We start from the raw sequence: 11862 nt of genomic DNA on the forward strand, positions 1-11862 counted from the left end.
CGGTCATGGTATTTGACCAGGTCGATCGGAACCGGGCTCGGCGCGCGCCCGCCGGGTCCGGTCACGGGAAGTCGTCGGGCCTGGTGTCGGGCAGGGCCGCCAGCAGTTGCCCGGCCAGCCGCCGTACGCTGCCGTCGTCCTCCTGGCGGGCGAGCCGCACGAGCACGGCCCGGGTGTGGGCGTCTCCGGAGTAGTGCCGGGTCAAGCCGAGCAGCGCGGTGCGGCGAATCTCCCAGTCTTCGTCGTCGGCCAGCCGCAGCAGCAGCTCCCGCACCCCCACCCGGTCGGCCAGCGTGGCTCCCAACTGTTCCACGGCCCGGCGCCGGACCTCGAGGTCAGGGTCGTCGCGGACCAGCCCCACGAGCAGTACCCGGACCTCCGGGTCGGCCCCGAAGTGGGCGCCGAGCGCGGCGGCGATACGGGCGCGGATCGCCGGGTCCTGGTCCGCCAGGCGGCGGAGGAGCCGCAGGGTCACCGCCATGGATGCCGAGCCCTGCTCGGCCAGGCAGCACACCGCCGCGTCGAACACGGTGGGGTCGGTGTCCGACTCGACGCACTCCAGCAGCACGTCGGTCACCGCGTCCGGGCTCCCGTACGCGCAGAGGGCCTGCACGGCGGCCAGCCGGATGCCGACGTAGCTGTCCCGGCGGGCCCGCCGGCACAGCGTCTCCATCAGGGCGTCGGCCTCGCCGTGACGGGCGAGCGCCTGGGCGGCCGCGCGCACCACGTTCGGGTCGGGATCCCGGCTGACCTGGTCGGCCAGGCACTTGAGCACCTCGGGGTCGGCCTGTTCGGCGAGGCGGGTCAGGCGGAGGGTGACCCGCAACCGGACGATCGCGTCCCGTTCCTGGGACGCGCGGCTGATCAGCAGGTCGCGGGTGGCCCGGTCGAGTAGCGGCCGGCCGGTGAGCAGGTCGACCGCGGCGAGCCGGACGCTCGCGGTGGGGTCGCCGTGCGCCTTCTCCAGCAGCAGTTCCCCGGTGCGGTGGTCCGGGTACGCCTCGGCCAGCGCGCGTACCGCGGCGAGGCGCACCGTCGCGTCCTCGTCGACGCGAGCCGCGTTGGCCACCACGGCCCACCCGGTGTCGTCGGCGCGGTCCCGGTCGATAAGCGCGGTCACCGCGGCGGCGCGCACGGAGGCTTCCTCGTCCTGCTCGATCTGATCGACCAGCCGGGCCCGGCAGCGCCCCTCCGGGTCGGGCACGAGCGCCAGCCGCTGCACGGCGACCGCGCGGAGCCGGGCGGACGGGTCCGAGCCGGCCAGCTTCAGCAGCAGTTCGGTGTTGTCCGGACTCGGCCACGCCGGCAGCAGCTCGGTCACCACGCAGCGCCGCACCTCGTCCGGGGAGTCGCCGGTCACCCGCTGCAGCGCCCGGGTGCGGGCGGTCTCGGCGTGCTGCGGCAGGACCAGCAGTCCCTGCAGCGCGCGCTGCACCACGCCGGGGTCGGTGTCGTTGGCCAGCAGCCGCTGCAGTGTCCCGGGGGCGTCCGGCAGGTCGGCGCAGCGCGTGCTGAGCACGGCGGTGGCGGCCCGCCGCACCGCGGTGGCGGGGTCCTCGGCGGCTCTGACCAGCACCTGGCTGACCTTCTCGGACAGCTCGCCGCGGCCGCCGAGGGACTGCACGGCCAGCGCCCGCACTGCGAGGTCGGGTGAGCGAGCCAGGTCGCGCAGCACGTCGACGTGGTCGTGATCGGTGCCGAAGTGCGCGACCAGAGCCCGTACGGCCGCCTGCCGGACCGTGGTGGAGACTTCGGCCCGCGCCTGGGCGAGCAGGAGGTCCCGGCACCGGCGGCGGCTGGGGCTGGTGGTGCCCAGGCGGCCGGCGGTCTCGGCCAGCCCCGCCACCAGGGTGAGGTGGGCCTGCCGCTCACGGCCCTGCCCGAGTTCCTGGACCAGCAGTTCCTCCAGCCGTTCCTCGTCGGTGGAGAGCACCGCGGCGATGCGGGTGGCGAACGCGGAGCCGGAGCGCCAACTGGTGCGCACCCCGCGGCGGCGATACCAGTTCAGGAAGGCCTGCCGGCCGGGCCAGCGCGACCCGAGCGCCCGGATCGAGGACAGCAGCTCCTGCTCGGTGAGCTCCACGAGGTTGGGGTCGTCGGCGGAGATGCCGTGTTCGACCAGCCGCACGACCTGGCACAGCACCGCGTCGCCCGCGCCGGCCAGCTCGGCGGGCTGCGGCGCCTCCGCCACGCACTGCGCGGCCAGCACCAGGTTCCACGGCGGGCCCGTCAGGTTCAGCGGCGGCCAGGGCTGGTTGACCCCGGTGGCGAGCAGGACGACCAGGTCGTTGGCGGTCGGGGCGGGTAGGGCGCTGGCGACGAGCCGGAGCACCTCACGCCAGGACGGGTCGGCCCAGTGCTCGCGGAACAGCGCGCGCAGCCGGTCGATACCCCAGGCGTCCCGATCGCGCTTGAACCTGTCCACGATCTCCTCGGCGCAGAAGAACTCCAGGAACGTGCGGTGCACGAACCCGAACAGCCGCAGTCCGTACCGTTCCAGGATGAAGCTTCGCTGGCGCAATTTGTCGATCATCGAGTAGGCCATGGCGAGTGCCCGCTCGTTCTCGAAACCGTAGAACGCGACGAGGTCGTCCCGGAAGATGCGCGCCATTTCGTCGGGTTCAATGTAGTTTCCGGCCGGGCCGGACTCCCGGAACTGCATCCAATACGCCAGGTGGCGCACCAACCGGCGTTTCGCCTGCAGGTCCAGCAACGGCACGTCGCCGTGGCTCTCGCTCAGCTGTTTGGTGACGTCCCATTCGGAGATCAGGACGTCGGTGACGTGCGCGTAGAGCCGGTGCCGGTTGCGGGGCAGCGGGTGGCCCCGGCCGACGATCGCCATGAGCATCAGCAGCAGCGGGTTGCCGGCGATCTCGTGCATGGCCCGGGACCTGCGCACGACGTCGAGGATCTGTCGACGCTGCCGGTCCGCCTCCGCCGCCGGTGTGGGCATCACGTAGCGGTACCAGTTGCCGAGGAAGCGGGCGATCCGCTCGTCGTCGAGATCCTCCAGGGTGAAGTGGTCGAAGCCGGCGTTGGCGAAGGTGTGCCGCAGGTATCCGGCCGCCCGCGAGGTGACCATCGTGCGCACCCCCGGGTACTCGCTGGCGAAGGTGGCGATCTGTGCGGCCACCTCCTCGCGCTGCGTGGGGTCGAACACCTCGTCCAGGCCGTCGAACAGGAAGAGCGCCTGGCCGCCCTGACGCAGGTACGCCTCCAGCACGCTCTGTTCGATCCCGGCCAGGCCCTGCTGGTGGCGGTGGCCCATGTAGTCCAGCAGGCCGTCGCACCGCCCGTCGCCGCAGTGCGCGGCGTAGGAGCGCAGCTCGATCAGGACGGGGAGGTGGCGGTCCAGCGCCGCCAGCCGGGGCTCGGTGCACACCCCGGCCAGCGCCAGCGCCAGGTACCGCGCGGCCGCCGACTTGCCGGAGCCGGGGTCGCCGAGCAGCACGATCGCTCGCCGGCCCGGGTCGCTCACCACGTCGAACAGGGCCAGCGCGTCCTTGGCCGCGTACTCCTCCCAGAGCCGCTCCACCTCCTCCGGGTCGACCACCCCGGGCAGCCCGCCATCGTCGTCGGCCGTGGAGCTGGCCCAGCGCCACCAGGCCAGCGGCATCTCGGGCCGGGTGTCCTCGTGCACGCGGGGCTCGACGAACATCTTCGGTAGGCCGAGCGTCAGATATCCGATGGTGGGTTGCGGGGAGACCGCGTCCAGCGGGACGGCCTGGTACCTCAGGGCCAACTGTTTGTGGTATTGGCTGCGCACGGATTCCGGCAGAGGGGTGTCCGGGTCGGCGAGCTCGCGCGCCGGCGACCGGCCGCTGCGCACCTCGGCCAGCGCCATGGTCACCTTGGCGGAGAGGTCGTCCACCCCGGAGAAGAAGGCACAGAGGTGGCGCTCCTTGAGCTCCCGGCGCAACGCGACGATCTGCTGCCAGTCGGCGTCCCGGTCGATCATGTCGACCGGCCAGGGTGTCTCCTCGTCGAGCAGGAAGATCAGGCAGGGCTTCCCAGCGGTGAGCGCCTCCCGGTACTCCAGTTCGGTGATGGAGGACTCCTGGCCGGGCGGGCGGAACCCGTAGCGCCAGGCGAACAGGCCCACGTAGAGGTCGCACCGGCGCACGTCGGTCAGGCAGCGTTCCAACGGCGGCCGCACGTCGGCCCCGTACGCCTCCATGGCCACGTCCTCGATCTCCAGACGACGTGCCACGACGTGCACGGCAGCACGATATTCCAGCAGGTCTTTTTGGGTGGCCGAAATGTAGACCTTCATCAACGGCAAACTCCAGGGGGTGGCTGGCGACCGCACCAATGAAAATATCAGTTGCCTTCACACCCCTATGCCCCGCGAACACTGTCCACGCGTGGGAATCCCGTCAACGGTCGGCCTATGATGACCGCAGGACGGAGACGGATCCGGCAAGGTGCATTCCGGCTCTCACGAGAAGTTTCGGCAATCCCCCCACGGATCCCGTGTCGGTGCAGGTCACGGCGGCGTACGTCAATCACCATGGGACCGCGTCCCGCGGGGCGACCGCGGACCGGTGCCTGCGATGCGGAGGAAGCGATGCTCACGGTGGGTGAGGTGCATACCAGCCTGCTGCAGCACAGCACGGCGCTGGCCCAGGAGCAGAGCTCGGAGGTGCTCAGCCTGGTCGAGGGCGAAGTCGTGCTGACCTCCCGACGCCCCTCGCTCTACGCGGTGTCGCCCGACGTCCGCACCGGTGTGGACTGCTGGCTGCCCAGCGCCAGGAACCGCCAGCTGCGCGGGGTGGGTGCGGTGGTCACCCGGGCCATCATCACCGGTGGCCGGATCGTGCAGGCTTCCTCGGTCATCCAGGTCGTCGCCGGCGAGCGCCGCCAGCCGTGGTCGCACTACCTGGCCAACCCCGGCGTCCTCGAAACGGTCGGCAAGCTGGACGCCGCGGACCTGACCGCGGGCTTCCTGCACGGCAACGACGCGGACGTGCTGAACCTGGAGGCGATCACCGGCCGGGTGCTCGACGGCGTGCAGATGTCCGGCCTGCTGGACCGGCACCCGCCGCTGCGCGCGGCGCGCACCCGGCTGCGCTGGACCGCGCAGGTCGACCCGCAGCCGGGACCGGACGTCTCGGCGGTGGTGACCGTGGACTCCCCCACGCTGCGCACGGTCGAGCTCGTGGTCGGCCCGCAGGACGTGCCGGCCGCGGTGGCCGGCCTCTGCGAGGATCTCGCGCTGCACGACTGGCTGCTGACCATGCTCTCCTCTCTGGTGGAGGCTGCGGTCACCCGACCGGCCTCCGGGGGGCACGAGCACATCGAGCGGCTGCGGCCGGTGCTGGAGCACCTGCTGCACCTGTGGCTACCCGGTGCCCGGGTCCACCCGCGGCTGCGGCCGATCTGGGACCGCCTGGAGCAGGTGCCCGGATTCAGCCGGCAGTGGAAGTCGTCGGTCAACTGGATCCGGGATCAGATCAGCGTGAACAACATGGCCCTGCTGCGGGACCTGGCCCACCGGGTGACGGCCCAGCAGCCGTGCGGGCGCTGACCACGCTCACTCGCCGATGAACACGTAGCTCAACCGGTCGACCAGCTCGCTGGGCAGCCGCAGGCCCTCGCCGGCGGCCCGCTTCGCGACCTGCTGCGCGACCGCGGACGGCACCGCCACCTGGCCGAGGATGGTGCGTACGGCCAGCTCCACCGGCAGGTAGTGGGTGTTCATGAGGGTCAGCGTGCGGTACGCGCAGAACGGCGCGGCGGCCGGATTGAGCTGGACGATCGCCGGCAGCTCGTCCCAGTCGGTCGGCAGCTCCCCGACGAGCTGGCACGGCTGCCTGACCGTCTCGCCACGGTGCCGCAGCACGCCCAGCCGGGTCAGCTGCCAGACCGAGGCGAGCAGCGCGCAGGCCCACACCCGGGTCTTCGGCTCGTCGGACCACAGCTCGATGTCGACGAAGATGGAGTGCTGGGGGTCTCCGGACTGCACCGGCGGGGACCACGGCCGGGGCAGGGTCATCGCGGGGGCGTCGGCGTGCCCCGGCGAGCGTTTGCCGTTGGACAGCCAACCCGACTCGCTCAGCGGTGGACGGCTCCCGGTGGTGTTCCGGGGCGGCTCCACCACCAGCGTATCGACCACCAGCTGGGCGAGCTCGACGCCGTCGTGCCGCGCGAAGCTCGACTCCCGGGCCACGTAGTCCAGCGTCAGGCCGTGCTCCGCCGCCGCGCTCTGCACCTGCGGGATCACCTCACGCGGGGTGCCGAAGCGGTTGAAGTAGTCGTCGACCATGAAGCAGGTGCTGATCCGCGGTTGCCGGTGTGGCGGCAGTCCTCGCCGGGCCAGGGTCGGGATCGCGGCCGAGAAGTCCGCGATCCGCTCGAATTTGCGTCGCAGCTCCTCACACCGGTCGCCGAAGTCCCTGGCGTAGAAGTGCCCCAACTCCACCGACAGATGCGAGTACCCCACGCTCTCCGTACGTCGCACCGCAGCGGCCTCCTGGAACCTGACATCCACGCCAATCACACGGTCTCCCATGCCGTCTCGTCGAAGAGCTTCTCGGTCAGATCCACGAAGGCGTCCACGGTCCTGACATTCGCGATCTTGCTCTGCACGTCGTGGTCCGAGATGAGCTGCTCCCGCCACTGCAGCAGGGGATCCAGCGGCACCGCGCCGAACAGCGTGGTACGCCCGACGCCCCGCCGCCGGGCCAGCTCCGACAACTCGGCGTCGCACTTGCGCAGGAACGCCTGCTGCGCGAGGTCGAGATGGCCGACCTCGGGGCCGCGCGAGTCGATCACGGCCGTACGGACGAAGCGCAGCGACTCTCGCAGCCGGTCCGGCTCGTGGCCGTACTCCTTGCCCATGGCGACGATCCCGCCTGCCTCGAAGGCCAGGTCCGCGGCCGCCGTGACGTGCTGGGGAGTCCACCGGTGGAAGACCAGCCAGCGCACGGTGACCTTGCGCAGGGTCGCGATGGCGGTGGCCGCCAGCGCGATCTGGCTGGCGTACGACCGGCCGGCACTGAGGTCCACCAGGGTCAGGTCGAACTCCTCCTCCAGCCGCAGGAAGAGCTCGGCGCAGCGCTTGGCGATGTCGTTGGTGAACCCGAACTCGCTGCCGTTGCGCTGCCCGGGCAGGAGCACCAGCGGCCCGGAGCCGATGGGCCGCTGACGCAGGCTGGCCCGCTCCGAGGTGCCCCACACGTCCAGTTGCTCCGGCGACGGGATCTCGCCGCGCAGATACCGGTGCAGGCCGCCGCCGTTGGGTCCGGCGCCCTCCACCCCGTTGACGGCCTGCGGGATCTGGAACGTGATGCCGGCCGTCGGCGAGCCGAAGTCGTAGTCCAGGTAGCAGGTGGGGCGGCCGGACAGCGCGCTGCGGTAGGCGATGTTCGCCGCGGTGACCGAGCGCCCGGTGCCGCCCTTGTGCGACGTGACGAAGACCAGCATTCAGATCCCCTCGCTGGCTTTCTGCTGCCCGGTGGCGATGTCGTTGAGCAGCAGCAGCAGGGAGTTCGCCAGGGCGGCCGCCGTGCCGGGGCGCTCGTCCACCAGCGACTGCGCCCGGCGCAAACTGGCCCGGATGCTGCGCATGCTGCGCTGCATAGCCTCACCGGCGAACGTGCCGCGCATCAGCTCCCGGTCGAAAAGATATTCCGCCTCGTCGATGAGGTCCTGCGCGTACGAGGCAAGCCGGCCGGCCCGCGGGAACGGTCGCTCCCAGAGCAGCTGGCCGGCGCTGACCAGCGCTCCCACGACCCGCTCGGTCAGGTACCAGGAGGGCGCGTCCGGCTTCGGCGCCAGCCCGGGGAAGGCGCCCCCGGCGTGGTCCCACAGGCCCCGGTGCTGGCCGTCGGGGATGCGCCGCAGCAGCAGGTGGTCCCACACCTCGTCCGCCAGTTCGAGCAGCTCGCTGCGCCGCCGGGCATTGCTCAGCAGACCGGCGACGGTGGCCGCCCGCTGGAGCAGCACCGTGGAGTATTCGTTCACGTTCCACGTCATGATCGGTTTCGACGTGTCGTCGTTCAGGGTCACCCGCTTGCCGGGCGCGTGCACGAGCAGCGCCGGCTCGTCGGGCGAGGCACGCCGGGTGATCCGCGCCCGCTGCGCCAGTTCCACCAGCACCGCGGCGATCCGGCCGAACTCCTCGTCTGCGCCCCGCCCGCCGGCGACCAGGCCCTTCACCGCCAGCGACGTGGCCTGGAGGGTGTAGTAGTCGGTCCGGTCGCCGTCGGTCGTCCGCCAGGGAATGTCCTCGATGGGCCACCGCCGCCGGTTGCCGAAGGTCGCCACCGTCGCCCAGTAGGTCCGGGTCAACTCCCAGCGCAGCTGCAGTGCCCGGGACAGCCGCTGCTGCTCCTCGTTGAGCAACCCGAGCAGCCGGGTGCGTTCGGAGTTCAGGTCCTCGATGGCGTCCATCGCGATGACCGTGAAGTAGAGGTAGGGAGCGTTCTCCGCCGAGCCGTCGCGTTGCAGGCCGATGGGCTCGGTGGTCGGGACGTCCTCGGCCCCGGCGATGATCCCCCACGACCAGCCGCATTCGAACAGCATCTCGCTGTTGTCCAGGTCCTCGGTCACCCGGCCCGACCCGATGACGACGCTGCGCAGGCTCGCCATGGTCTCCCGCAGCTGCTCGCGCAGCGCGGCCACGAGTTCGCGGCGCGGCAGCTCGTCCTGGTTGATCATGTCGCACAGCCGGAGGCCGTACTCGTCGGTGGCGGTGAAGACGAAGGTGCTGAAGCTGCGGAGCAGGCCGACCATGGCGGCGGTGAGTCGCGCGCTGGCCATCGCGTCCAGGGCGTCCAACTGCGCCAGCAGGTCGCGTCGCCTGGTGGTGCCACGGTAGACCTTGACGAAACCGATCGTCGCCAGGGTCAGCGTGACCGACACCGCGAACGAGTCGACGATGTCCAGTGAGCGTTGCTCGTCGGTGAGCTCCGCGCCGCCCTCCAGCGGGGTGAGGTAGCTTCCGCCGCTGAAGATCGGGGTGCCGGCCTCGTCGGTGTACCGCGTGAAGTATTCGGTGATCACGCTGATCAACCGGCGAGGAATTTCGATCGCGCCGCCGAGCGGGCTGAGCGCCTCGATCACCTCTTCGTCTGCGCGATCCGGGTCGTCGAGCGACAGCACGGGGACCTTCGCTGCCGGAAGCAGGATGGTCAGCAGTTGCTCGGCATCGCTGATCGAGTTGCTGCCACTCCGGCCGCCCCAGCGCCATTCGCCGTTCTGCCAGCAACTACGTACCGTGGCCCGCCAGATGTCGAGAATTTCCTGGCGTGGCTGTATCCGCACGATCCACCGCCATCTGCTGTAGTCGTCGACCCGAAACCGCTGGTATTGCCGCTCACGCGATGATCCACGGTGCTCCACAATGACGTGCAACAACATCGTAGCGGTCCAGTCGAGTCCCACTCGAACGGCTTCGACGGCCGCGTGTCGCCATGCCGACCCTTCGGGCACGAGGTGATTGTCGTACCGGCGGACGGGGCCTATCACGCTGCCGGAGCCTCCCGTCGCCAGACACCGGCGTCAATCGCGGGTACGGCCGGTGACCAGCAGCATGCTGCGGTACCCGTCACGCAGCGGCGGCGTGAGCCGCACCTCGTGGACGTCCAGGTCGTAGGCGCCGGCCGCGATGCTGGCCATCACCTCGGCGCGTTGCAGCGCCACGGCCGGGAACAGGCGCTGGCCCACCCGGTAGCCCCGGGAGCCGAGCATGACCGCCACGGCGAAGGGCGAGCGGGGCCGCAGCGCGTCGAGGAACCGACCGATCGCGTGTTCGGCCTCCGCGCGGTCGGCCGATATGGAGCAGGCCACGAAGAACATCGTGCGGGCGTCCCAGGCGTGCCTCGGCACGTCGAAGACACTGGTCCGCAGCACCCGTCCCACCCGCGCCAGGCGGCCGCGCGGATCGGTCAGCGCCGAGTACGCCGGGTGCTCCGCGCACACCTGCCAGTACGGGTCCCAGAGTTCGTCGTAGCTGTGGACCTGCGTACGCAGCCAGTTGACGTTGGCTGCCGACCAGTCACACAGGTCGACCCTGCGTGCAAACGGCAGAAGCGACAGCGCCGGATAGAGGTTCGCCCCCGACCCCACGTCGACACAGTCCGCGCCGGAGAGCCTCGCCCCGGCGAGAAAGTCCCTGGTACGGCAGAGGATCTCCCGATCGTCGGCACGCAGCACCGCGTAGTTGTGCCGAACGTACGCCTGGGGGTCGAAGTTGTCCCACTCGACGTCGGAATTCACCGGCCGTAGAGACCGGATCGGCGGGGGTGGCATCGACGGCTCGCCGCAACCGCCGCCAGCCGCCGGGGTCAACGCCATGGACATGCCTCCATCGATGTCGGCGAATCACATTGGTCGTGCCGGCGCGCTCCTACTCGCTGCCCATTGTGCATCGGAGGTGGTGTTGACGCGCAAGCAGCCGCACTTACCCACCTTCAGGAAGTGACGACCTGACGGCCTTCGCTCCGCCCTGCCCAGGTTCACCCCCGCCGATGCGTGGGTCCGAGCCGGTTGGCAGAAATCCGATATCGGGAATCGGCGGGAGCAGGCCGTCGTGCTCGGTGCGGAGAGGCAGCGGGTCGCTCTCCCAATCCTGGCCAGGAGCCCCTTACGACCACCGCCTGGGGCAGCGCTGCGCGCCTAACTGGGCGAGCGCGAGTGCATCGCGCTCAGCATGCCGGTCGGGCACTACGCCATGCTCGCCACGACCATCACGACGCCACGCGTCCAACCCGACTCGCCCCCACCGATGGCACACGATGAACGTCCGGTGCGCGGCGACCGCAATCGAATCGGACGGCTCAACCGCCCAATGCTCGGCTGCTAACGTTCGGTGCCGTGTGGACCGAGGAGATCGTGGCCGGGTGCCCCGCCTGGCGGCACACCGCGTCGGGTGTGGTGTTCCGGGAGGTGCCGGGCGGCACGTTCCGCATGGGTCTGTCCGACGCGGAACTGGAGGCCGTACGCGCCATCGAGCGCGACGGAGGCGTCGAGGACACCATCGAGCCCTTCTTCGCCGCCGCCAAGGACGCCCAGCCGGTGCGCGAGGTGCGGGTCGCACCGTTCCTGATCGCCCGGCACCCGCTGACGGTCGCGCAGGTCCGGCACTGGCTGCCCGACTACGAGGACGACTATGCCGATGAGGACACCACCACCGCCCGCATTGAGGGCGACCTGGACGACCTGCTCGACGCCCTGCCGTTCCGGCTGCCCAGCGAGGCCGAGTGGGAGTACGCGGCCCGCGCCGGCACCACCACGCTGACGTTCCGCGGCGACGGCAAACCCGACGAGGATCAGCTCCTCGACGACTTCGGCGACGAGGAGCGCACGGCCGCCGGGGAGAACGCCTTCGGCCTGGCGGCGATGGGCTCGGCCGGCGAGATCTGCGCCGACGTGTGGATCCCCGGTTTCGCGGACGCGCCGGCGGACGCCCGGCCACGCACCGGCGACGGACCCCGCGTCGTACGCGGCGGCGCCGCCGATCTCTACCCGTGGCAGGGCTGCGACGAGTGGCTACTGCTGCTCTCCGCCACCCGGTACGAGCACTCCCAGTTCACCGCGGTCCGCCCGACCGCACCCCTGCCGTCCCGGTAGGCCGCCTCCTGGCTGGTCGGCGGACTCGCTGAGAAGCCCCCGTCCGTACGCCCGTCGACCGCCGCGGTCTCCCTGCCAGCCGTGGGCGTCGTTCAGCGCGGCCACATCGGCGACGGCGACGGCCAGTTCGGGCCCGCCCGCCAGTCACCCTGCCCGTCCGCGTCCACGTGGCGGGCCGAGCCCCGTCGTGGACGGGTTGTGAGTCGCATTCACGACAGGACGAAGCCGCGATGATCGGCGCACAGGCTCCCCCCTGCCCACTACGCTGACCGCCGCCGCCCGATGAAC

General features: G+C 71.1%; 7 protein-coding genes. 2 read left to right on the forward strand and 5 right to left on the reverse strand.

Annotated features, from left to right (window positions below):
* Positions 1–61: 61 nt before the first annotated feature.
* A complete protein-coding gene (locus tag ACGFNF_RS15955) occupies positions 62–4273 on the reverse strand; it encodes a HEAT repeat domain-containing protein (RefSeq protein ID WP_393168549.1) in 4212 nt (1403 codons plus the stop codon).
* Between the two features lie 303 nt (positions 4274–4576).
* Between ACGFNF_RS15955 and ACGFNF_RS15960 the strand changes: the two genes are divergently transcribed.
* Positions 4577–5527 carry an SCO2521 family protein gene (locus tag ACGFNF_RS15960; protein WP_393168551.1) on the forward strand — a complete coding sequence of 317 codons (951 nt, stop codon included), beginning with the start codon at positions 4577–4579 and terminating at the stop codon, positions 5525–5527.
* Positions 5528–5533: 6 nt separating this feature from the next.
* On the opposite strand, the gene ACGFNF_RS15965 is transcribed toward ACGFNF_RS15960, so the two are convergent.
* The 4 genes from ACGFNF_RS15965 to ACGFNF_RS15980 form a co-directional block, all read right to left on the reverse strand.
* Positions 5534–6511 (reverse strand): SCO2522 family protein, encoded by a 978-nt coding sequence (locus ACGFNF_RS15965; protein WP_393168553.1) that lies wholly within the window; start codon positions 6509–6511, stop codon positions 5534–5536.
* Positions 6496–7425, reverse strand: a complete 930-nt coding sequence (locus ACGFNF_RS15970; RefSeq protein WP_393168555.1) for an SCO2523 family variant P-loop protein — start codon at positions 7423–7425, stop codon at positions 6496–6498. Before ACGFNF_RS15970 ends, ACGFNF_RS15965 begins: the two co-directional genes overlap by 16 nt.
* Entirely contained in the window at positions 7426–9267 is a 1842-nt protein-coding gene (locus ACGFNF_RS15975; protein ID WP_393168557.1) for an SCO2524 family protein, read from the reverse strand.
* A gap of 237 nt (positions 9268–9504) precedes the next feature.
* Positions 9505–10221 (reverse strand): SCO2525 family SAM-dependent methyltransferase, encoded by a 717-nt coding sequence (locus tag ACGFNF_RS15980; RefSeq protein WP_393168559.1) that lies wholly within the window; start codon positions 10219–10221, stop codon positions 9505–9507.
* A 597-nt stretch (positions 10222–10818) separates the two neighbouring features.
* Between ACGFNF_RS15980 and ACGFNF_RS15985 the strand changes: the two genes are divergently transcribed.
* A complete protein-coding gene (locus ACGFNF_RS15985) occupies positions 10819–11574 on the forward strand; it encodes a formylglycine-generating enzyme family protein (RefSeq protein WP_393168561.1) in 756 nt (251 codons plus the stop codon).
* The last annotated feature ends 288 nt before the right edge of the window (positions 11575–11862 follow it).

This window comes from Micromonospora sp. NPDC048868 (assembly GCF_043198195.1).
Lineage (GTDB): Bacteria > Actinomycetota > Actinomycetes > Mycobacteriales > Micromonosporaceae > Micromonospora > Micromonospora reichwaldensis.